The sequence below is a fragment of the Pantoea sp. C1E2 genome, assembly GCF_056491465.1.
Genome location: NZ_JBSZHT010000002.1, coordinates 3,358,583 through 3,381,158, shown reverse-complemented (window position 1 = coordinate 3,381,158; position 22,576 = coordinate 3,358,583). Strand labels below are relative to the sequence as shown.

The 22,576-nt window shown below is 55.4% G+C and carries 21 protein-coding genes; 14 read left to right on the top strand and 7 right to left on the bottom strand.

Going from position 1 to position 22,576, the window contains the following annotated elements; genetic code table 11:
* Positions 1 to 7: 7 nt before the first annotated feature.
* A complete protein-coding gene (locus tag ACXI0A_RS16175; RefSeq protein ID WP_414004074.1) occupies positions 8 to 607 on the bottom strand; it encodes a glycine cleavage system transcriptional repressor in 600 nt (199 codons plus the stop codon).
* A gap of 110 nt (positions 608 to 717) precedes the next feature.
* On the opposite strand from ACXI0A_RS16175, the gene dapA reads away from it, so the two are divergent.
* The 6 genes from dapA to ypfH all read left to right on the top strand — a co-directional run bounded on the left by dapA (position 718) and on the right by ypfH (position 7,398).
* Positions 718 to 1,596 (top strand): 4-hydroxy-tetrahydrodipicolinate synthase, encoded by an 879-nt coding sequence (gene dapA, locus ACXI0A_RS16170; protein ID WP_224930664.1) that lies wholly within the window; start codon positions 718 to 720, stop codon positions 1,594 to 1,596.
* Between the two features lie 14 nt (positions 1,597 to 1,610).
* Complete coding sequence (bamC, locus tag ACXI0A_RS16165) at positions 1,611 to 2,642, top strand: outer membrane protein assembly factor BamC (protein WP_084936187.1); 1,032 nt, start codon at positions 1,611 to 1,613, stop codon at positions 2,640 to 2,642.
* A 144-nt stretch (positions 2,643 to 2,786) separates the two neighbouring features.
* Complete coding sequence (gene purC, locus ACXI0A_RS16160) at positions 2,787 to 3,500, top strand: phosphoribosylaminoimidazolesuccinocarboxamide synthase (protein WP_476147728.1); 714 nt, start codon at positions 2,787 to 2,789, stop codon at positions 3,498 to 3,500.
* Positions 3,501 to 3,702: 202 nt separating this feature from the next.
* The gene (ypfJ, locus tag ACXI0A_RS16155) at positions 3,703 to 4,569 is read left to right on the top strand and encodes a KPN_02809 family neutral zinc metallopeptidase (RefSeq protein WP_224930667.1); all 867 of its coding nucleotides are present in this window, start codon (positions 3,703 to 3,705) and stop codon (positions 4,567 to 4,569) included.
* Positions 4,569 to 6,629, top strand: a complete 2,061-nt coding sequence (locus tag ACXI0A_RS16150; RefSeq protein ID WP_476147730.1) for a GNAT family N-acetyltransferase — start codon at positions 4,569 to 4,571, stop codon at positions 6,627 to 6,629. The genes ypfJ and ACXI0A_RS16150 overlap by 1 nt, the downstream gene beginning before the upstream one ends.
* Before the next feature lie 73 nt (positions 6,630 to 6,702).
* Entirely contained in the window at positions 6,703 to 7,398 is a 696-nt protein-coding gene (ypfH, locus tag ACXI0A_RS16145; RefSeq protein ID WP_476147731.1) for an esterase, read from the top strand.
* Positions 7,399 to 7,523: 125 nt separating this feature from the next.
* On the opposite strand, the gene ACXI0A_RS16140 is transcribed toward ypfH, so the two are convergent.
* The 3 genes from ACXI0A_RS16140 to ACXI0A_RS16130 are packed head-to-tail and all read right to left on the bottom strand — an operon-like array spanning position 7,524 to position 9,235.
* Positions 7,524 to 7,712 carry a YpfN family protein gene (locus ACXI0A_RS16140; protein ID WP_224930675.1) on the bottom strand — a complete coding sequence of 63 codons (189 nt, stop codon included), beginning with the start codon at positions 7,710 to 7,712 and terminating at the stop codon, positions 7,524 to 7,526.
* A 25-nt stretch (positions 7,713 to 7,737) separates the two neighbouring features.
* The gene (gene dapE / locus ACXI0A_RS16135) at positions 7,738 to 8,865 is read right to left on the bottom strand and encodes a succinyl-diaminopimelate desuccinylase (RefSeq protein ID WP_476147733.1); all 1,128 of its coding nucleotides are present in this window, start codon (positions 8,863 to 8,865) and stop codon (positions 7,738 to 7,740) included.
* A gap of 1 nt (position 8,866) precedes the next feature.
* Positions 8,867 to 9,235 carry an ArsC family reductase gene (locus ACXI0A_RS16130; RefSeq protein ID WP_476147735.1) on the bottom strand — a complete coding sequence of 123 codons (369 nt, stop codon included), beginning with the start codon at positions 9,233 to 9,235 and terminating at the stop codon, positions 8,867 to 8,869.
* Positions 9,236 to 9,561: 326 nt separating this feature from the next.
* Between ACXI0A_RS16130 and ypfM the strand changes: the two genes are divergently transcribed.
* Positions 9,562 to 9,702, top strand: coding sequence for a protein YpfM (gene ypfM, locus ACXI0A_RS16125; RefSeq protein ID WP_414004118.1), 141 nt, complete (start codon positions 9,562 to 9,564; stop codon positions 9,700 to 9,702).
* Between the two features lie 104 nt (positions 9,703 to 9,806).
* Here ypfM and acrD read toward each other — a convergent pair whose 3' ends face one another.
* From acrD to narQ, 3 genes are all read right to left on the bottom strand, one after another.
* On the bottom strand, positions 9,807 to 12,923 hold the full coding sequence (gene acrD, locus ACXI0A_RS16120) for a multidrug efflux RND transporter permease AcrD (RefSeq protein ID WP_476147736.1): 3,117 nt from the start codon (positions 12,921 to 12,923) through the stop codon (positions 9,807 to 9,809).
* A 195-nt stretch (positions 12,924 to 13,118) separates the two neighbouring features.
* The gene (locus ACXI0A_RS16115; RefSeq protein WP_224930689.1) at positions 13,119 to 13,751 is read right to left on the bottom strand and encodes a response regulator; all 633 of its coding nucleotides are present in this window, start codon (positions 13,749 to 13,751) and stop codon (positions 13,119 to 13,121) included.
* A gap of 41 nt (positions 13,752 to 13,792) precedes the next feature.
* Positions 13,793 to 15,481 (bottom strand): nitrate/nitrite two-component system sensor histidine kinase NarQ, encoded by a 1,689-nt coding sequence (gene narQ, locus ACXI0A_RS16110; RefSeq protein ID WP_476147738.1) that lies wholly within the window; start codon positions 15,479 to 15,481, stop codon positions 13,793 to 13,795.
* Positions 15,482 to 15,722: 241 nt separating this feature from the next.
* Here narQ and ACXI0A_RS16105 point away from each other — a divergent pair, with 241 nt between their 5' ends.
* The 7 genes from ACXI0A_RS16105 to nudK all read left to right on the top strand — a co-directional run bounded on the left by ACXI0A_RS16105 (position 15,723) and on the right by nudK (position 22,564).
* Positions 15,723 to 15,995 carry a YdgH/BhsA/McbA-like domain containing protein gene (locus tag ACXI0A_RS16105; RefSeq protein ID WP_224930695.1) on the top strand — a complete coding sequence of 91 codons (273 nt, stop codon included), beginning with the start codon at positions 15,723 to 15,725 and terminating at the stop codon, positions 15,993 to 15,995.
* 326 nt (positions 15,996 to 16,321) lie between these two features.
* Positions 16,322 to 17,824 carry an L-asparagine permease gene (gene ansP / locus ACXI0A_RS16100; RefSeq protein ID WP_224930698.1) on the top strand — a complete coding sequence of 501 codons (1,503 nt, stop codon included), beginning with the start codon at positions 16,322 to 16,324 and terminating at the stop codon, positions 17,822 to 17,824.
* A 162-nt stretch (positions 17,825 to 17,986) separates the two neighbouring features.
* On the top strand, positions 17,987 to 18,277 hold the full coding sequence (locus tag ACXI0A_RS16095) for a chaperone NapD (RefSeq protein ID WP_476147740.1): 291 nt from the start codon (positions 17,987 to 17,989) through the stop codon (positions 18,275 to 18,277).
* Positions 18,274 to 20,760, top strand: coding sequence for a nitrate reductase catalytic subunit NapA (gene napA, locus ACXI0A_RS16090; RefSeq protein ID WP_224930703.1), 2,487 nt, complete (start codon positions 18,274 to 18,276; stop codon positions 20,758 to 20,760). Before ACXI0A_RS16095 ends, napA begins: the two co-directional genes overlap by 4 nt.
* An 11-nt stretch (positions 20,761 to 20,771) precedes the next feature.
* Positions 20,772 to 21,203: a nitrate reductase cytochrome c-type subunit gene (gene napB, locus ACXI0A_RS16085; RefSeq protein WP_224930705.1), complete on the top strand. Its 432-nt coding sequence runs from the start codon at positions 20,772 to 20,774 to the stop codon at positions 21,201 to 21,203.
* Positions 21,204 to 21,211: 8 nt separating this feature from the next.
* Complete coding sequence (gene napC, locus ACXI0A_RS16080; RefSeq protein ID WP_100701226.1) at positions 21,212 to 21,796, top strand: cytochrome c-type protein NapC; 585 nt, start codon at positions 21,212 to 21,214, stop codon at positions 21,794 to 21,796.
* Positions 21,797 to 21,985: 189 nt separating this feature from the next.
* The gene (gene nudK / locus ACXI0A_RS16075; RefSeq protein WP_224930708.1) at positions 21,986 to 22,564 is read left to right on the top strand and encodes a GDP-mannose pyrophosphatase NudK; all 579 of its coding nucleotides are present in this window, start codon (positions 21,986 to 21,988) and stop codon (positions 22,562 to 22,564) included.
* Positions 22,565 to 22,576 lie beyond the last annotated feature (12 nt).

The window sequence follows — 22,576 nt, the reverse complement described above, 5'->3', positions numbered from 1 at the left end:
CGTTAGTTTACAGGGTGTTGTTGGCATCGTCGGTGACACTATAAAGACGAATTGAGCCTTGTGCATGCAGTTCTTCACACAGATTGTTGAAGGCTTGTTCAAACGGTGCACTGGCATGGTTATCGGGACTGTGTGCTGTCATCTGAATATACAGCGTCGGTGGGACACCTTCCTGTGCCGGGGTAATACGCGACACCAGTTCGGCAATGTTCATCTGATGTTTGTCGAACAGATCGGTGAAGCGCTCAATGAGATGGGGCGAATCCGGCACTTCCACCTGCACCCATACAGTGGCGGGCATCGGCGGAGTGATGCGCGCATTAGTGCGCTTCATGACAATCAACAGTTCCAGCTCAGCCCCTTTCATTGGCAATGTCGATTCAATCAGGGTTATCGCGTTCCAGCTACCCGAAAGCAGCATAATGAACGTGAACTCATCCCCGAGCATCGCCAGACGGCTGTCTTCAATATTGCAGCCGCAGCTACTGACGTGGCGAGTGATGGTATTGACGATTCCCGGACGATCAACGCCCAAAGCGGTGATCACCAAATGGTGAGGCTGTGACTGCGACAAAATGGCATTTCCTGTACGTTCGCTAATAACCATAAGGTAAACATAAAAAAAACTGCTGACAAGGGCAGGAATGGCTTGGCTCGCTTGCTTTTCTTTCGAGGTAAAACGTAACATGAGGCACTTGTTTGTCGAGGGGATAGCCCATGTTCACCGGAAGTATTGTTGCGCTCATTACGCCAATGAATGAAAAAGGTAATGTCTGCCGCGAGAGTTTGAAAAAACTGATTGATTATCATGTTGCCAGCGGCACCGCGGCGATTGTTTCTGTTGGCACCACCGGCGAATCCGCTACCCTCAGCCATGAAGAACATGGCGATGTGGTGATGCAGACCCTGGAGCTGGCTGATGGCCGCATCCCGGTGATTGCCGGAACCGGCGCCAATGCCACTGCTGAAGGTATCTCTCTCACTAAACGCTTCACCGGCACCGGTGTGGTGGGTTGTCTGACTGTGACGCCTTACTACAACCGTCCAACCCAGGAAGGTCTGTTCCAGCACTTTAAAGCCATTGCTGAGAGCACCGATCTGCCGCAAATGCTGTATAACGTGCCATCACGCACCGGCTGCGACATGCTGCCAGAAACCGTGGCTCGCCTGGCTGAAATCAAAAATATTATCGGAATCAAAGAGGCGACCGGGAACTTATCACGCATTACTCAGATCCAAGAGCTGGTTAATAATGAGTTCATTATTGTCAGCGGCGATGACGCGACAGCATTGGATTCCATGCAACTGGGCGGCAATGGCGTTATTTCGGTCACGGCTAACATTGCAGCGCGTGAAATGGTTGAACTCTGTGCGCTGGCGCAACAGGGTAAATTTGCCGAAGCGCGTCGCCTGAATCAGCGTCTGATGCATCTGCACCAGACGCTTTTCTGTGAACCCAATCCAATCCCGGTTAAATGGGCAGCGAAACAGCTAGGATTAATCGCGGATGACACGCTGCGCTTGCCAATGACGCCACTGACCGAAGCGGGTCAGGCGAAAACGGCTCAGGCGCTGATTAAAGCGGGTCTGCGATAAATTAGGGAGAATCAATGAGTTATTCAGTTAAGCGCTCGACGCTGGCAACCGTGGTGGGCTTGTCCACCCTGATGCTGCTAACAGCTTGTTCCAGCGATCAGCGTTATAAGCGCCAGGTCAGCGGTGATGAATCTTACCTGCAGGCGCCTGAACTGCATGATTTAAAAGCCCCGGCGGGGATGATTCTGCCTCTGCAGAATGGCGATTATGATGTGCCGCACACTGTCGCCAAGGGTGCTGTAGGTAAAGAGTTGGATATTCGTCCTCCGGCTCAACCCCTGGCGTTGCTGAACGGAACGCGTGCGCAGTTCAATGGCAACACGGCCGTGTTGGCAGTGGAAAGCAGCCGTGGTTCTATCTGGTCACAGGTCGTCAATGTGATCCAGTCTTACAAGTTCCCGATTGCACAGCGTGATGATGCTGGGCAGCAGCTGACCACCGATTGGGTGCAGTGGAACCGTGCGGATGAAGACAACCAGTATCGCGGTCGTTACCAGATCAGCGTACAGAACCAGAGCTATCAGCAAGTGCTGACGGTTCGTCTGCTGGAACTGCAGCAGAAAGGTGAGACGGTGACTTCCCCTGCGCAGATCCAACGCTACACCGGCCAGATGCTAAACGACATCAGTACCGGTCTGGATAAGATTGATACCGCCAGCGCCGATGCCGCTGCAGGCCGCGCAACCGGACAGATTGATGTCCAGAGCGGCGCAGATGATACCGGTCTGCCACTGCTGGTGCTGCGTTCACCGTTTAACGTCACCTGGCAGCGTCTGCCAGCGGCGCTGAAGCGTGTGGGCATGGAAGTGACTGATGACAACCGCTCGCAGGGTAGTCTGAAAGTGACCTACAAACAGCCAGGCAGCAGCGCGTTTGACGCGATTGGTGCGAAAGATCCTGAGCTGCCAAACGGCGATTACAAATTGCAGGTTGGCGATCTGGATAACCGCAGCAGTCTGCAGTTCATTGATCCTAAGGGCCATGTGCTCACTCAGGCGCAGAATGACGCGCTGGTGGCCGTGTTCCAGGGTGCACTGAACAAATAAATTGCCAAAGGGCCGGAGATTCTCCGGCCTTTTTGTTTTGATTTTGGCATAATAGCGCCCGGCGAAGTAAACGATTGCGTCAGGCAGTCGTCGCGCGGTGAAACACCGCTGAACACGGGTTCTTTCATGTTTGGAGTTAATGAGATGCAAAAGCGAGCTGAGTTGTATCGCGGTAAAGCGAAAACCGTATACAGCACCGACAATCCGGATCTGCTGGTACTTGAATTCCGCAACGATACGTCAGCAGGAGACGGTGCACGAATCGAGCAGTTTGATCGTAAAGGGATGGTGAACAACAAGTTCAACCATTTCATCATGACCAAATTGCAGGAAGCGGGCATTCCGACCCAGATGGAAGCGCTGCTGTCGGAAAACGAAGCGCTGGTCAAAAAGCTGGAGATGGTGCCGGTGGAGTGCGTGGTACGCAACCGTGCGGCAGGATCGCTGGTAAAACGTCTGGGCGTGGAAGAGGGCATGTTGCTCAATCCACCGCTGTTTGATCTCTTCCTGAAAGATGACGCCAAACACGACCCGATGGTAAACGAATCCTACTGCGAGACCTTTGGTTGGGTGAGCAAAGCCAATCTGGCGCGCATGCAGGAACTGACTTTCAAAGCCAACGACGTACTGAGCAAACTGTTTGATGACGCGGGTCTGATCCTGGTCGACTTCAAGCTGGAGTTCGGTCTGTTCAATGGCGAAGTGACGTTGGGCGATGAGTTCTCGCCAGACGGCGCGCGTCTGTGGGATAAAGAGACCATGGACAAAATGGACAAAGACCGTTTCCGTCAGAGCCTCGGCGGCCTGATCGAAGCGTATGAAGAAGTGGCGCACCGCCTGGGTGTGAAACTGGATTAAGTTTCAATTGGTGTGCATCACTGCACACCTGATGAAATCTTGCCGTAAGGGCGTCATTGATGACGCCCTTTTCTGTTTCTGCTATTCCTGCACACTTTAATTCGCCTCCTTTCTCTCAATCTCGCTACGCTTGCGCCGCAACGCTGGTGATTAGCAACGCCGCCAACTAAAATCATGCAAAACCTTTTAACAGGAGCGAGCCATGCGCTGGCAAGGTCGTCGTGAAAGCGACAATGTAGAAGATCGTCGCAATGATTCACCCGGAATGGGTGGCGGCGGCGGGCGGCAAATCCGTTTGCCGCGCGGCAAAGGCGGCATCATCCTGCTGATTGTGGTGGCGGTGGCGGGTTATTACGGTTATGACCTCACCGCGCTGCTGCAAGGGGAAACGCCGGTGACGCAACAGCAACAGCGCCCGGTTAACTCTGCGCAGGATAATGAGGATGCCAAATTCACCAAGGTGATTCTCGCCACCACCGAAGAGACCTGGGGCACGCTGTTCCAGAAAATGGGCAAACAGTATGTACCGCCTAAGCTGGTGATGTATCGCAATGCTACCTCGACCAGCTGCGGCACCGGTCAGTCGGCGATGGGGCCGTTTTACTGCCCGGCAGATCAAACCGTTTATATCGATCTTTCGTTTTACGATGATATGAAAACCAAACTGGGTGCGGGCGGAGACTTCGCGCAGGGCTATGTGATTGCCCATGAAGTTGGCCATCACATTCAAAAACTGCTTGGCATCGAGCCGAAAGTGCGTCAGATGCAGCAGGGTGCCACTCAGGCGCAAGCCAATCAGCTGTCAGTAAAAATGGAACTGCAGGCGGACTGCTTTGCCGGCGTGTGGGGCCATTATGTGCAGCAGCAAAATATGCTGGAAGTGGGCGATCTCAAGAAAGCGCTGGATACGGCAGAAGCGATTGGTGATGATCGACTGCAGCAGAAAAGTCAGGGGCGCGTGGTGCCGGATAGCTTCACACACGGCACTTCACAGCAGCGTTATACCTGGTTTAAACGCGGTTTCGACAGCGGTAATCCCGGCGACTGCAACACCTTCGCCTCTAACTGATGTCATTAATTGATATCACCGCCGCGATGCAGCGTGCGGGTATTCGACGCTTGTGCGTCGTCTCCGGTGAAGCTGACTGGGCGCTGCAACAGGCGGTCGAATGGCGTGCGGCGCTGCCCGGTGACTGGCTGACGCTCAGCGACAACGATGATTTCCCCCAACGTGTTGCCCCTGCTGCACTGCGTACGTTGTTGGGGCGTGAATTCCAGCATGCGATTTTCGATGCGCGCAGCGGTTTCCATGCTGAAGCCTTTGCGGCGTTGGCAGGCACGTTGCGTGCGGGAAGCTGGTTGTTGCTACTGACGCCGCCGTGGCACGATTGGGCCACGCAACCGGATGACGACAGCCTGCGTTGGGCCGATGTCGCTGAACCCATCGCCACGCCTCATTTTATTCATCATCTGCAGCAATTAATGGAGCAGGATCAGCAGGTCATGTTGCTGGATCAGCACCAGCACCAGCACCAGCACCAGCACCAGCAGCCTGTTCGCGCACCTGAATTATTGCATCGGCATAAGCCTGTTCGCGCATCCGAGTTACTGCATCAGCATCAACCTGAGCGCGCACCTGCCTTGCTGGATTTACCCGATTGGCACTGCCAGGCACCACAGCAGCAAGCGCAGATCCTGCAACAATTGCTGGTGATGCACTCCGGCGTGGCGGTGATCACTGCCGCGCGCGGGCGTGGTAAATCGGCGCTGGCCGGCATGCTGGCGCAGCATAATCAGCACTGCCTGGTAACGGCACCCGCCAAAGTTTCCACTGAAGTGCTGGCGGCGTTTGCCGGTGAACATTTTCACTTTATGGCGCCAGATGCCATTCTTGCGATGGATGCTGAGCCGTCAGTGCAGTGGCTGATTGTTGATGAAGCGGCTGCGATTCCAGCGCCGTTGTTACAACAGCTGGTTCAACGTTTTCCGCGCGTGTTGATGACCACTACCGTGCAGGGTTATGAAGGCACCGGGCGCGGCTTTATGCTGCGTTTCTGCGCCACCTTGCCGCAGGTAAAACATTTCCAGCTCGATGAACCGCTGCGCTGGTCTGCCAACGATCCGCTGGAAAAGTGGCTAAGCCAGGCGTTGCTGTTTGAGGATGCTGTAGAAAGCGAAACTGGCGGCGAGATAACGATTTTCCCGGCCACGCCTGAGCAAGGGGTACTGGAAGCAGGTTATCGTCTGCTGGCGAGCGCGCACTATCGCACTTCTCCTTTGGATCTACGTCGCATGCTGGATGCGCCGGGCATGCGCTTTTGGCTGGCTGGTACGCCGGAAAATATTGTCGGTGCCTTGTGGCTGGTGGAAGAGGGTGGGTTAGAGGAGCCGCTGGCTGAAGCGGTCTGGGCAGGTTTACGCCGCCCGCGCGGCAATCTGGTCGCACAGTCACTGGCTGCGCATGCCGGATTTACGCAAGCCGCCACCTTGCTCTCGCAGCGCATCAGTCGTATCGCCGTGCTCGCCGCACAACGGCAGCGTGGCATTGGTAGCGCGCTGGTGGCAGCGGCACAGCAGCAGGCAGATGGCTGCGATTTCCTTTCTGTAAGTTTTGGCTATACCGAGACGCTGTGGCAGTTCTGGCAGCGTTGTGGCTTTACCCTGGTGCGCATCGGCTCACAGCGTGAAGCCAGCAGCGGCTGTTATGCGGCGATGGCGATACGCGCCTTAACGCCGGCAGGAGAACGACTGCAGCAGCAAGCGGCTCAGCGATTTGCGCGTGACGCCGTGTGGCTGCGCGACATTATTGATCTTCCCTTCGAGACCACAGATCACCCGCAAACACTCAATGATGATGACTGGCCGCTTCTGGCAGGCTTCGCCTGGGCGCAGCGGCCGTATGAAGCGAGCTATGCCGTTTTACAGCGCCTGGTGCGCGCCTCCTCGCAACCGCTACTTGAAGCCATCCTTGTGCAAAAACAAGCGCTGACTGAGGTCGCTCAACAAGCCGCCATCAGTGGCCGCAAGGCACTGGTGCTACGTCTCCGACAGGAAGCGGCTGCGGCCCTGATGCAGTGTGATGCCAGCCGCGCGAAACAGTGGCATCAGCAGTTGGCATCATTGCAATAAATCCATTATCTCGTTCAAATTTTCCCAATATCACTGTGGCCTCAGCGGCGTATAGTGATTTGAGGAGGATCTTATGGCACTACGATATGTAATTGTTCAGCAACCGACGCACGCTGCGCAGCTGTTTTTGCTGTATCACGGCGTGAATGACAACCCTGATTCGATGGCACAAGTCGGCAACTGGTTCGCAAAAGCGTTTCCGGAAGCGTTCGTTGTGGCAGTGGGCGCGCCTTATCCCGCGAGCGAGCCGCAGGGTCGCCAATGGTTTGCGGATATCCCCGCGCATGACCGCTCAGAGCAGCAGGGTATCAATGCCGTGATGCCGATGTTTGTGGAGTCGGTGCGCCATTGGCAGCAGGCATCGGGTGTTCGGCCGGAAGCCACCGCGCTGGTGGGTTTTTCGCAGGGCGGCACCATGGTTCTGGAAGGCGTGAAAGCGCAAGCCGACCTGGCAGGACGCGCGATTGTGTTCAGTGGTCGCTACAGCACACTGCCGGAGCGTGCCAGTTCCCGGAATACCATCCACCTGATCCACGGTGATTATGATGAGCAGATCCCGCTGGAGCATGCCGAAGCTGCCATGCAGCGATTAACCGCGCTGGGAGGCGATGTGACGCTGGATGTGGTGGACGATTTGCCGCACGCGATTGATGACCGCAGCATGCAGCTGGCGTTGAATCATCTGCGTTATACCATTCCGCGTCGATATTTTGACGAGGCGCTCAGCGGTGCTAAACCGGGCGATGATGATGTCATCATGATGATGTGATGGCAGGACAGTGAGGTTGGCAATTAACCAAACGGCGAGATAAATCGCGCATTACTGTAGCCAGTTCGCTATCAGATGCGCGATGAATCACGCCGTCAGGTTTACAGGGGAAACGTTAACCGCAATTATTTCTTCTTCGGCCAGTCTTCGTCATCGTCCCATTTATCGTTAAAGTCGCGATGCGGTGGTAAATCCGGTTTGTTATCCATGAATTTTTTATGATCGATACGTTTTAAATCTTTATAAACGTTCATTAAAATACCGACCATCAGCAGGATCACTAAGATCCACCAGTACTCTTTAAAGAATTCCATCCCATTGCTCCTTTAGCGTGCTTACTTAAGCGATCAGCTGTTCCATGATGCGCTGGTACATACGACTCAGCATCTGCAAATCTGACGCTTTCACGCACTCATTGATTTTATGAATGGTGGCATTCACCGGGCCCAGCTCCACAACCTGTGCACCCATCCGCGCGATAAAGCGTCCGTCAGAGGTGCCGCCTGTGGTCAGCAACTGTGGCTTAATTTCATTATAGTGCGCGACAGCATTTACCACGGCATCAACCAGTTTGCCACGCGAGGTCAGGAACGGCTGACCGGAAACATTCCACTCTAGGGTATAACGCAGCTGATGGCGATCCAGCAGCGCCGCAACGCGCTCTTTGATCATCTGATCGGTGAGTTCGGTGCTGAAACGGAAGTTGAACTGCACGAAAAATTCACCAGGAATCACGTTATTGCTGCCGGTGCCGGCCTGCACGTTGGCAATCTGCATGCTGGTGGGTGGGAAGAATTCGTTGCCCTGATCCCATTCGGTGGCCACCAGCCCATTCAGTGCCGGCATCGTGCGATGCACCGGGTTATCGGCCAGATGCGGATAGGCCACGTGACCCTGCACACCGTGGATGGTGAGATTAGCGGTCATCGAACCGCGACGGCCGTTTTTCACCACGTCGCCAACGATTTCGGTACTGGAAGGCTCGCCCACCAGGCAGTAATCCATGCGCTCGTTGCGCGCCATAAGACGCTCAACCACTTTCACCGTGCCGTTAACCGCGCTGGCTTCTTCATCGGAAGTGATCAGGAATGCCAGACGCCCTTTGTGCTGCGGATTAGCCGCGACAAAACGTTCTGCTGCCACCACCATCGCGGCCAGCGATCCTTTCATGTCCGCGGCACCACGGCCAAACAGCATGCCATCACGAATCGAAGGCTCAAACGGCGGGCTGATCCAGCGATTAGCATCGCCCGGTGGCACCACGTCGGTGTGACCGGCAAACGCCAGAGTTTCGCCCTGGCCGCGCGTGGCCCAGAAGTTCAGCGTATCGCCGATATGCATCTGCTCGACCGTAAAGCCAATCGCTTCCAGACGCGCCACCAACAGCCCCTGACAACCGGCATCATCCGGACTCAATGACGGGCGACGAATAAGCTGCTGAGCCAGCTCAATGACCGGACAGAACATGTTATGACTTCTCCTGGATAAAGGCGTGATAAAGGGAATCTTTAAAACCGACCAGCAGGTCGCCATTCGGCGCAGACAATACCGGACGCTTGATAATGGCAGGCTGAGCGAGCATCACAGCTTTCGCGCTGGCCGCATCGGTGACGGCTTCACGCTCGGCTTCCGGCAGATTGCGCCAGGTGGTGCCGCGCGTATTCAGCAGCACTTCATAACCCAGCTGGTCGATAAAGGATTGCAGCAGCGCATCATCGATGCCATCTACGCGATAATCGTGAAAACGATAGTCGATGCCGGATGCGGTTAAATAGTTGCGTGCTTTTTTTATGGTGTCGCAATTCTTAATTCCGTACATCACCCACTGCGCTGTCATCGCTTATTCCCGTCCTGTTAAAAATAAAGCGCGAGTTTACCATAGCGCTTTCGTGGCTGTGACCCTCACGGCTGCGGGCACAGCGATTTATTTGTTTTTTCATGATTATTTTGGCGTTATCAAAGTTACTTATTAGATCCAGTAAACGTTTTCATTAACGTCATAAATAGTCGCCAGCGGCATCATCAGGGCGCTAAGAATTATCCTAATCTCGCAAAAGCGACTTTTGCTAACCTCAGTGATTTTTCCCTGTGGTGATAACGGGTTGCTGAAATGTGCGTCAGTACGCAATTTCGGCAAAATGACGCTTTTGTGCGCTTTTACCGATGGTGACAAGTGGTGGAAACGTATTCACCTGTAGAAAAAAACGGCGTAGAATCAGCCCTACAATAAGAGAGGGTACGATGGTCGACACCGAAATGGGAAACTGGAAAGAATTCATCGAAGCGATGTTACGTAGTAAGTAATACGCGAAGAGAAAAGCAGGGCATTCCCAACTTGCTGTAATTCTAACCACACAAAGCAATAAAGCCGCTATGTCTCCATAGCGGCTTTTTTTATGACTCCGGTTTTAATCGTGCGGCTTATCTTTCAATGGGAAGCGACGACGCACCAGCACAAAGAATAACGGCACAAAGAAGATGGCAAGCACGGTTGCGGAGATCATGCCGCCCATTACGCCTGTACCCACCGCGTGCTGGCTGCCGGAACCAGCTCCGCTGCTGATCGCCATCGGCAGCACACCGAAGATAAAGGCCAGCGACGTCATCAGAATCGGGCGCAGGCGCTGGCGCGAAGCTTCCAGCGTGGCTTCCAGCAACTCACGCCCTTTACTGTTGATCTCATTGGCGAACTCCACGATCAGGATGGCGTTCTTCGCCGACAAGCCAATCACGGTGAGCAAGCCAACCTGGAAGTAGACGTCGTTCTCCAGTCCGCGCATCCAGGTTGCCACCAGCGCGCCGACCACACCGAGCGGCACCACCAGCATCACGGAGAATGGAATCGACCAGCTCTCGTACAGTGCCGCCAGACACAGGAACACCACCAGCAGCGAAATCGCATACAGCGCAGGCGCCTGCGAACCGGAGAGACGCTCCTGATAAGAAGCTCCGGTCCATTGGAAGCCTACGCCTAACGGCAATTGGCCCACCAGTTTCTCCATCACATCCATCGCGGTACCGCTACTGACGCCGTTGGCGGCTTCACCGACGATCTCCAGCGATGAGTAGCCGTTATAGCGCTCGAGGCGCGGCGAACCGGTTTCCCAACGGCTGGTGGCGAAGGCGGAGAAGGGCACCATGGTGCCGATGCTGTTGCGTACGTACCACTTATTGATATCGCCCGGCAGCATGCGGAACTCCGCACCTGCCTGCACATACACCTTCTTCACACGACCCCGATCGAGGAAGTCATTCACATAGGTTGAACCCCATGCGGTGGTCAGCGTGTCGTTGATGGTATCAAGAGATACGCCGAGCGCCTGCGCTTTGCGCTGATCGACATCGATCTGCAATTGCGGGCTGTCATCCAGACCGTTGTGACGTACGCGAGATAAAGCCGGATTGCTGTCGGCCAGTTCCAGCAACTTGTCACGCATCGCCATCAACTGCGTATGGCCGACACCGCCGTGATCCTGCAGCTCCATATCGAATCCGGAAGAACTGCCCATGCCGGTAATCGCCGGTGGGCTGCTGGCGATGACGCGGCCTTCTTTGATCTTATGGAAGGCTTTAGTCGCACGGTCAATAATGGCGAACGAGGTACGATCGCTGCCTGGACGCTCTTCCCAGTTTTTCAAGCGCACAAACAGGCGCGCCACGTTTTGGCCGTTACCGCCCGGACCGGCACCGATGGTTGAAAACACTGACAGCACGTTATCTTTCTCGGCGGTCATATAATAGTTCTCGACCTTCGCCACCACGTTGGAGGTTTGCTCTAACGTCGCACCCGGCGGCAGCTGCACTTGCGTGAGGAACACGCCACGGTCTTCCAGCGGCAGGAATGAAGTTGGCAGGCGGAGAAACAGAAACGCCATCAGACCGATAATGCCGAGATAGAGCAACAGCCAGCGGCCACCTTTCATCAGGATGCGAGCGACACCGCGCTCATAGCGTTCCGCGCTGGCGTTAAAGTTGCGGTTAAACCAGCCAAAGAAGCCGCGCCGTCCGTGATGGTGACCTTGTTCGAGAGGTTTTAGCAGCGTCGAGCACAGGGCAGGAGTTAAGATCATCGCCACCAGCACCGACAACACCATCGCCGAGACAATGGTGATCGAGAACTGACGATAAATAGCACCCACGGTGCCACCGAAGAAGGCCATTGGCACAAAAACCGCCGACAGCACTAGCGCAATACCAACCAGCGCACCCTGAATCTGGCCCATCGATTTTCGCGTGGCGGCGCGCGGTGAAAGTCCTTCTTCACTCATGATGCGCTCGACGTTTTCCACCACCACGATGGCGTCATCCACCAGCAGGCCGATAGCGAGCACCATCGCGAACATGGTGAGCGTGTTGATACTGAATCCGCAGGCATACAGCACGGTGAAGGTGCCGAGCAGCACCACCGGCACGGCAATGGTCGGAATCAGCGTGGCACGGAAGTTCTGCAGGAACAGATACATTACCAGGAACACCAGCAGAATTGCTTCCAGCAGCGTTTTCACCACGTCGGTGATCGAGGCTTTTACGAACGGCGTGGTTTCATAAGCCACTTTGGCTTCCAGCCCGTGCGGGAAGTAGTGCGATAACTCTTCCACGCGGGCGCGCACCAGCTTATCGGTGTTCATTTCGTTGGCACCGGACGCCAGCTTAATGCCGAGACCGGAAGCCGCCTGGCCATTGTAGCGGCTAAGGAAATCGTATTTCTCCGCGCCCATCGCCACGTCGGCCACATCGCCCAGCGTCACTACCGAACCATCACTGTTGTTTTTCAGCGTGATGGCTTTGAACTGCTCTGGCGTCTGCAGCATAGACTGCGCATTCACGGTGGCATTGAGCGCCTGTTTATCCACCGACGGCAAGCCGCCGACCTGGCCGACCGCCACCTGGGTGTTCTGCGATTCGATCGCCGTCACCACGTCATCCGTGGTCAGCGCATAGGCGATCAGTTTGTTGGGATCGAGCCAGATTCGCATAGCATATTGCGAACCGTAGGCATCCACCTGGCCGACACCGTCGATGCGGCTCAGCGGATCCTGAATGTTACTGGCGACATAATCTGAAATATCCTGTTTGTCCATACTTCCGTCGGTAGAGACAAACGCAATCATCAGGATATTACTGTCACCGGTTTTATTCACCGTCACGCCCTGAGACTGAACGGCGGCAGGCAGTTTGCGCAGTGCAGTTTGCAACTGATTTTGTACCTGCTGGCGTGCTTCATCAGGATTGGTGCCAGCGGTAAAGGTGAGGGTGATTTGCGCCTGACCGGTATTACTGCTGTTAGAAGACATATACATCAGGTTATCGATGCCGGTCATGTTCTGTTCGATAACCTGGGTGACGGTATTCTCCAACGTTTCCGCAGAGGCACCGGGATAGTTGGCAGTAATACGCACGTTAGGCGGTGCGAGATCGGGATACTGCTCAATGGGCAGGGAGATGATCGCTAGTGTGCCGCAAAGACAAAGCAAAATAGCCAAAACCCAGGCAAAAATGGGGCGGTCGATAAAAAAATTCGACATGGAACCGACACTCCTCAGCTGCGTATTTTTTACTTTTATTATGTAAAACGTGAAGCGCGGTCGGCTTCACGTCGGCGGAGTGCAAGGTGCTATCCCGAAAACTCCTGCTGCTGCTTACTGTACGCGGCGCAAATTAGAGAATCGTGGATAAATTATGGAGAAAGTGTAAATGTCGTGCTGGGATTCTGTGCGCTGCTACACATTGCGGCTCTCAAGCCATAACACGGTGGCGGCGACGCGTGAACGCACATCCAGTTTACGCAGCAGATTGCGGATGTGCACTTTTACCGTTTCTTCGGAAATATGCAAGGTGGCGGCAATCTCTTTATTGGACAAGCCACGTGCGACTTCCTGCAGCACATCCAGTTCACGTTCGGTGAGCTGTTTGAAAGGATTGGCGCTCGGCTGTCGCGTCGCCAGATAGTCTGCCACGACTTCACTAAACACATTCTCACCCAATGCACCGCGCATCACCTGCGCCAGCAATAATTCCGGCTCGCTGTCTTTCAGCAAATAGCCATCGGCTCCCGCATCGACCATGGCGTAAATATCATTGCGCGCGTCGGAAACGGTCAGTACCAAAATACGGGAGGCGATACCTTCGTGGCGCAGGGCTTTCAGGGTATCCAGACCCGACATGCCTTTCATGTTCAGATCGAGCAGGATCACATCGGGCGACAGGCGACGCGCCTCAGCCAGCGCTTCGGTGCCGTTGTTGGCTTCGGCCACCACTTCCAGACGCGGTTCCAGTGCCAGCAGTTGGCGGATACCACGACGCATCAGCGGATGATCGTCGACGATCATAATCGTCAGGGAAGAGGGTGCCATAAGTTCTCCAGTCAAGGTCCATTCAACATAAGTGTATCGCGTTAAGCCAGCCGGTGTGTCGGGCGTGGTGGGAAACGCAGTGTGACGCGCGTACCGCGTGTCTGCGGAGTAATCAGTAAGCTGCCGGAAAGTCGGGCAGCGCGCTCCGCCATAATCGTCAGGCCGTAATGGCCTGGTGGCTCTTCAAGGCTGCGAATGCCGCAACCGTCATCTTCAATGGTCAGCAGGTGGGAGGCATCTGCATCGCGCTGATAGTAAATATGGATTTGCTGTGCCTGCGCGTGGCGAATAGCGTTCAGCAGCGCTTCGCGTGCGATCTGCAGCACATGTACCTGCTGTTGAGCATCCAGCGTTTGCAGGCCCGATTGATAATCGAAGGCGATCGCGGCGTGGGACTGTTCCTGCAGCGGGGCGATCATGGCCTGCATCGCCTGTACTAAATCCGCCTGTTCGATGGTCAGACGGAAGGTAGTGAGCAACTCGCGCAGCTGCTGGTAGGCCTCGGCCAGGGCGCGATCGAACTCGGCAATAATGGATTGCGCCTGGATCTGGGTATTATCGACGTTGCGGCGCAGCAGCGTGAGCTGAATGCGCAGGAAAGAGAGCGACTGCGCCAGCGAATCATGCAGTTCACGTGCAATAGTGGATCGCTCTTCTATTAATAGCATCTGCTGGTACTGTTTTTGTGTCTGCCAAATCCATAGCGAGCGCGCCAGCATGTTGGCCAGGCTTTGCATCAGTTCATCGGCAGGAGGTGCTCGCCGCGTTTGCCAGCACAGTTCGCCGAGTCGTTGATCCTCTTGCTGCAACGGCAAACGTTGCCATTCGAGATCGCCTTCCGCCACGCCCGCCTGAAAATCAATGCCGTCGCTGGTGATGCTCAATACGGTCAACGCTTCACGACGTTGAACCAGCCGCAGCAATCCCTGGAACAACTCTGGGTTCAGTGGGCTGCTGGTGAGGATCTGTGAGCTTTCATAGAGTAATTTCAGCGTGCGGTTGGCTTGGGTGAGATCTTCAGTTTTATTACGCACCGCCAGCTCAAGCAGGCGATAGTGCGAGTGCAGCCGTTCGGCCATGGTGGTAAAGGCTTGAGCTAACACGCCGAGTTCTGTGGGTTGGGAAATCGATAACGGCGGAAAGCTGAAATTCGCCTGCTCAACGTATTGGCTGGCCGTGACCAGTGAATCCAGCGGGCGCACCACGTTGCGACGAATAAAGCGGATGGTCCACAGCGCCAGCGCCACAATCGCCAGGAAACCAAACAGGCTGCTGGCCGCCACCAGATGCATTTTCAGTTCAGCGTAATGCTGCAGCGCCAGCACAAAACGGTCGATCTCACTGACGTAACCGGCAACGCGTTGCTGATAGATCTGCGCGCGTTCAGGCTGCAACGTTTGCTGCAACTGCGGCCAGCTGTCGCGTAGATAGCGATAGCGGCTGGACACTTCCTTCGGCACCCACGGTCGTTCCAGATGCTGCAAAGCCGGTGAGCGGAGGGTTTGCTGATAGATTTGGATGTGCTGCGCCAGCTGCTGCGGATCGCGCGTGGTATCCCAGGCGAGGCGGTATATTTGCATGCGCAGCGAACCGGCGACATTCACCGCTTCGGCATCACGTAAACTGCTAGAGAGCGTTAACAGCGCCAGACCGGTGGTGAGCAGCGATAACAATACAATCGCGCTCAAAGCACGGGCCATGGTGCGGGTAACAGGACGTTTCACTATCACAATAAAACCCTTATAAGAGCGTGGGATTATAAGGCAGCGCCTGGCAGACAGCGAGCCGGAATCGTCACATCAGGTTACTTTTAGCAGAGAAATCCACTTCTCTTTACCTTTCCCTGGATTGCATGTCGTTAGCTGGCGAATTATTGAACGGCTTTACGGCCTGCTGTGCCTGCTTTTCATTACATCGCTGATAATTTGCAGCGTAATCACTTTTATGAACGGACGACAACAGGAGCAAATGATGAAGAAACCCATTGCCATTCTGACTGCTGCACTGCTTGCCACCGCAAGTTTCACGGCCTTCGCCGCGCAACCTTTAAGTGCTGAGCAGGCGGAAAACCTGCAAAGCAGCGGCACCGTTTCCATCAGCGGCGTACGTGGTTCACTCGATGATGCAACCCGTCAGCTGTCGCAAAAAGCGGAAGATATGGGCGCCAGCCATTACCGTGTGATTGGCGTGCAGAACCCAGGCGACTCCAGCCTGTGGAGCGGCACCGCAGAGATTTACCGTTAGTCCCTTGTAGTGGCGGCATTTATGCCGCCCGTTAATCACCCGATGAAGTATTGAAAATCCCCACCTCCCTGTAGCCACCCCTTTACCGGCCATTCACTGGCCGGTTTTTTTGTGCACCGCGACCGATTCTTACAATTCACTTTGTGCAACCAAACGGTATTTTTTGCTTCGTTCATGCAGAACGGGTAGGATTCATCGCCGTAATTTCCCGGCTCTCCGCGCGGCATCGTTCCGCCGTTGCGGTAGCAGGTTTTACCCCATTTCGCACCGCCGTACGCAATCGTTTGGTTAGGCGATGATTGATGGTCAGGACAAACAGGAAAGCTATGAAATCAACTAAAAAAACCGCAGCCGAACAACGCGCTGCGAAAAGACGCTGGCTCAACTCTCACGACAGCGGTTATCAGAAAGCGATGGGTAACCGTCAGGTACAAATGATCGCCATTGGCGGTGCCATCGGTACCGGCCTGTTCCTTGGTGCAGGCGCACGCTTGCAGATGGCGGGTCCTGCTCTGGCACTGGTTTATCTGGTGTGCGGTATCTTCTCCTTCTTTATCCTCCGTGCGCTGGGCGAACTGGTATTACACCGTCCATCAAGCGGCAGCTTTGTTTCTTATGCACGTGAATTCCTTGGGGAAAAAGCGTCATACGTTGCAGGCTGGATGTACTTCGTTAACTGGGCGATGACCGGTATCGTGGATATCACGGCGGTGGCGCTGTATATGCATTACTGGGGCGCGTTTGGTGATGTACCGCAGTGGGTGTTTGCCCTCGGCGCACTGGCCATTGTCGGTACCATGAACATGATCGGCGTGAAGTGGTTCGCTGAGATGGAGTTCTGGTTCGCGCTGGTGAAAGTATTGGCGATCGTGGTGTTCCTGGTCGTCGGTGTAGTGTTTCTTGGCAGCGGTAAACCGCTGGATGGCAACACCACTGGCTTCCACCTGATCACTGACAACGGTGGCTTCTTCCCGCACGGCTTGCTGCCTGCGCTGGTCTTGGTACAAGGCGTGGTATTTGCCTTCGCCTCGATTGAGCTGGTGGGCACGGCGGCCGGGGAGTGTAAAGACCCGAAAACCATGCTGCCAAAAGCTATCAACAGCGTGATCTGGCGTATTGGTCTGTTCTACGTCGGTTCGGTGGTACTGCTGGTGCTGCTGCTGCCGTGGAATGCCTATCAGGCGGGACAAAGTCCGTTTGTGACCTTCTTCTCCAAACTGGGCGTGCCTTATATTGGTAGCGTGATGAACATCGTGGTGCTGAGTGCGGCGCTGTCGAGCCTCAACTCTGGCCTTTACTCCACGGGTCGTATTCTGCGTTCCATGTCGATGGGCGGTTCTGCACCACAGTTCATGTCGAAGATGAGCAAACAGCAGGTGCCGTTCGCCGGTATCCTGGTCACTATCGCGGTCTACGTGATTGGTGTGGTGCTCAACTACTACGTGCCTTCGCAGGTGTTTGAGATCGTACTGAACGTCGCTTCACTGGGCATCATCTCTTCGTGGGGCTTTATCGTGGTGTGCCAGATGCGTCTGCGCAAAGCGATTAAAGAAGGTAAAGCGGAAGACGTCAGCTTTAAGCTGCCGTGGGCACCGTTCACCTCCTGGCTGACGCTGCTGTTCCTGGTGAGCGTGCTGGTGTTGATGGCGTTTGACTATCCAAACGGCACTTACACCATCGCTTCACTGCCGCTGATCGCGGTGGTACTGGTGCTGGGCTGGTTCGGCGTGCGCAAACGCGTGCATGCGGAAGCCATGAAAGAGCACGACCATCATCATGACGATCAGGATGATGCGTCAGCTAAGCTGGCGGAAGATAGCTCGCGTTAATCGCAGCGATTCTCATCAACGGGGGCCTTTTGGCCCCCGTTTTCATTTCAATTGTCCTTCCCTTGATCCCACATCGGGATATACACCTTTCGGGTGATATAGCCCTGCATAACCTCAGGTTATTTTACGCCTCATCTCAAGCTGGCTAAACGAGGTGAGCGCATGACGCACTCCATTCTCCCTGAAAGCAGTTGGCACGTGTGCGGTCTGGTGATCCAGGCGCGACCCCACGCCATCCCGGCGGTAAAGCAGGCTTTGCTGGCGCTTTCTGACTGCGATATCGCTGCCGAAGACAGCGCTCGCGGCACGCTGGCCGTAACCTTAGGGGCAGCAGACAGCCGCGCCTTGCTGGACAACATCGAAGCCACCCGCAATATCCCGCATGTATTGGCCGTTTCTCTGGTGTATCACCAGCAGGACGAAACGGAATATCGTCACAAGGAAGCATCATGAAAGTCAGTCGTCGAGAATTTATGAAGGCCAATGCGGCCGCCGCGGCGGCAATCGCCGCAGGACTCACTATTCCTAGCGTCACCAAAGCCGTGACTGCTTTGGGTGCACCGATCCGCTGGGAAAAGGCACCGTGCCGTTTCTGTGGTACCGGCTGTGGCGTGCTGGTGGGCACGCAAGAAGGACGCGTGGTGGCCTCTCAGGGGGATCCGCAGGCGGAAGTGAACCGTGGACTGAACTGCATCAAAGGCTATTTCCTGCCGAAGATCATGTACGGGAAAGACCGCCTGACCCAGCCTTTACTGCGCATGACTGACGGTCATTATGATAAAGAGGGCGAATTCACCCCGGTGAGCTGGGATCAGGCTTTCGACATCATGGAGCAGAAGTTTAAAGCGGCGCTAAAAGCCAACGGACCTGACTCTGTAGGCATGTTTGGCTCCGGCCAGTGGACGGTATGGGAAGGATACGCGGCGTCAAAACTGATGAAAGCCGGTTTTCGCACCAACAATCTCGATCCCAACGCGCGCCACTGCATGGCCTCGGCGGTGGTGGGCTTTATGCGTACCTTCGGCATGGATGAACCGATGGGCTGCTACGATGATATCGAAGTGGCCGATGCCTTTGTGCTGTGGGGCTCAAACATGGCCGAGATGCATCCGATTCTTTGGTCACGCCTCACCGCCCGTCGTCTGAGCGATGACAATGTCAAAGTCGCGGTGCTCTCCACCTATCGCCATCGCAGTTTTGAACTGGCCGATAACGGCATGGTGTTTACCCCGCAGAGCGATTTGGCGATCCTCAACTTCATCGCCAACTACATTATTCAGAACAACAAAGTCGATAAGACCTTCCTGCAGAATCACGTCACGCTGCGTAAAGGCGTGACGGATATTGGTTATGGATTGCGCCCGAGCGATCCGCGTCAGGCCTCAGCGAAAAACCCGGATAGCGGCGAATCCACGCCGATCAGCTTCGACGAATACGCCAAATTCGTTGCTGAATACACGGTAGAGAAAGCCAGTGAGATGAGCGGTGTAGAGCAGGACCAGCTGATCGCGCTGGCTGAGCTTTATGCCGACCCGAGCATCAACGTGGTCTCCTACTGGACCATGGGTTTCAACCAGCATACGCGCGGCGTGTGGGCCAATAACCTGTGCTACAACATCCATCTGCTGACCGGCAAAATTTCACGTCCTGGCACGGGTCCGTTCTCGCTCACCGGCCAGCCTTCTGCCTGCGGCACCGCACGTGAAGTGGGTACGTTCTCGCATCGCCTGCCTGCCGACATGGTGGTCAATAATGACAAGCACCGTGCCACAGCGGAAAAGCTGTGGAAGCTGCCGCAGGGCACTATTCCCGCCAAAATCGGCCTGCACGCAGTAGCACAGGATCGCGCGCTAAAAGACGGCAAGATCAATGCGTACTGGGTGATGTGTAACAACAACATGCAGGCGGGCCCGAACCTGACGCAGGAGCGTATGCCAGGTTGGCGCGATGCGCGCAACTTTATCGTGGTGTCCGATCCCTATCCGACCGTCAGTGCCTTGTGCGCGGATTTGATTCTGCCGACCGCGATGTGGGTGGAGAAAGAGGGCGCTTACGGCAACGCCGAGCGTCGTACTCAGTTCTGGCATCAACAGGTTAAAGCACCGGGCGAGGCGAAATCGGATCTGTGGCAGATGGTGAATTTCGCCAAGCGCTTCCGCGTAACCGAAGTGTGGCCGGAAGCGTTGATCGCTCAGCAGCCGGAGCTGCGAGATAAAACCCTGTACGACGTGCTGTACGCCAATGGGCAGGTCAATCAGTTCCCGCTGAGTGAAGTGGCGGACGATCGACTGAACGACGAGGCGCGCGATTTCGGCTTTTACATCCAGAAAGGGCTGTTCGAAGAGTACGCCAGCTTTGGTCGCGGCCACGGTCACGATCTGGCGCCATTCGATGCCTACCATGAGGCGCGTGGATTGCGCTGGCCGGTGGTGAATGGCAAGGAGACGCGCTGGCGCTATCGCGAAGGTTTTGACAGCTACGTCAAAGCGGGCGAGGGCGTGCGTTTCTACGGCAAGCCGGATGGCAAAGCCACCATCTTCGCACTGCCGTATGAGCCACCCGCTGAAGCACCGGACGCCGAATACGATATGTGGTTCTGTACCGGCCGCGTATTGGAACACTGGCATACCGGCACCATGACGCGTCGCGTGCCGGAACTGCATCGCGCGGTGCCGCAGGCATTGCTGTACATCCATCCGCTGGATGCCAAAGACCGTGGCTTCCGCCGTGGCGAGAAGGTGCGCGTGGTGTCACGCCGGGGTGAAACCGTGGCGACCGTCGAAACGCGTGGGCGTAATCAACCGCCTAAAGGCTTGGTGTTTATGCCGTTCTTCGATGCGGGTGTGCTGGCCAATAACGTCACGTTGGATGCCACCGATCCGCTATCCAAGCAGACCGATTACAAAAAATGCGCCGTCAAGCTGGTCAAAATCTAAGGCAGGATGCAATGAAACCCTTATTCACTCTTATCACCGTCGCCGCCCTGATGCTGGGCGGCGTGGTTTACGCGGGCAATAGCGTGGATCTCACGCAATCCCCGGAAGTTACGGCCACGCAGCAGGGCACTATCCATCAGCCGAAAGAGCAGAGCCGTAAACCCCTGAACTATGTGAACCAACCGCCGGTGATCCCGCATAGCGTCGATGGCTATCAGGTGACGAAAAACGTTAATCGCTGCCTGCAGTGCCACGGCACGCAAAGTTACCTGACCACCGGTGCGCCGCGCGTCAGCCCAACACACTTTACCGATCGCGATGGTCTGGTGAGCAGCACAGTTTCGCCGCGCCGCTACTTCTGTTTGCAGTGCCACGTCCCGCAGACCGATGCCAAACCGGTGGTGGAGAACACCTTTAAACCGGCCAACGGTTTTGGGCAGTGAGGTTATCAATGAAAGAAAGACTATTACGCATCTGGCGCTGGTGGCGACGTCCGAGTCGCTTAGCACTCGGCACACTGCTGATTCTCGGCTTTGCCGGCGGGATTATTTTCTGGGGCGGCTTCAATACCGCGATGGAGATGACCAACCGCGAGCAGTTCTGCATTGGCTGCCACGAAATGCGCAACAACGTCTATCAGGAGTACATGCAAACGGTGCACTACAACAACCGCAGCGGCGTGCGCGCGACCTGCCCGGATTGCCATGTGCCGCACGAATGGGGCCCGAAAATGCTGCGCAAGCTGCAGGCCAGCAAAGAGGTGTACGCCAAGATCTTCGGCCTGATCGACACGCCGCAAAAGTTTGAAGAGACGCGCATTGAGCTGGCGCAGAACGAGTGGCGCAGGATGAAAAACAATAACTCGCAGGAGTGCCGTAACTGCCACAACTTTGAGTATATGGATTTCACCGCGCAGAAAACCGTCGCGGCGAAGATGCACAGCAAAGCCGTTGAGGACGGGCAAACCTGTATTGATTGCCACAAAGGGATCGCCCACCATCTGCCAGATATGAGTGAGCAGAAGAACGGTTTTTGATTTTCGCATTGTCATCAATTCGCGCGATAAATCGCGCCGCTACCACTCACTGCACTTTGCGGTAGCGGCGCAACGTATTGCGCGACCGTTCTCGCCCTTCATTGCGTATTGACCGCACGAATTCAGATAGTTTTCCCCGCCGCTAGCGCCTATTATCTCAGGCTCCCTCATTTAAGCGGTGGAGCGGCCATGTCGTTAAAGATCAACATCATCAAAGATAAGTTACTGTCAGATAATTACTTTATCCTGCGTAACTTCACCTACGAGCTGACCCGTAGCAACGGCGAAGTCGTGCGCCACAAACGCGAAGTCTATGACCGCGGCAACGGCGCCACCATCTTGCTTTACAACCGCGATAAAAATACCGTGCTGCTGATTCGTCAGTTCCGCATTGCGACTTACGTTAACGGCAATGCCAGCGGTGAATTGATTGAGACCTGCGCAGGGCTGCTGGATAACGATTCGCCAGAAGATTGTATCCGCAAAGAAGCTATCGAAGAGACCGGTTATGAAGTCGGCAAAGTAGAAAAGCTGTTTGAAGCTTACATGTCGCCGGGTGGCGTGACCGAGATCGTCCATTTCTTCGCAGCAGAATACAGCGAATCGATGCGCGCCAACGCCGGTGGTGGCGTGGAAGATGAAGAGATTACCGTACTGGAGTTGCCTTTCCCGGAAGCGCTGGCGATGGTGAAAGATGGCCGCATCCTCGATGGTAAAGCGATTATGCTGCTACAGCATGCGCAAATTGCGGGATGGCTCAAAGCCTAACGATTGCAATGC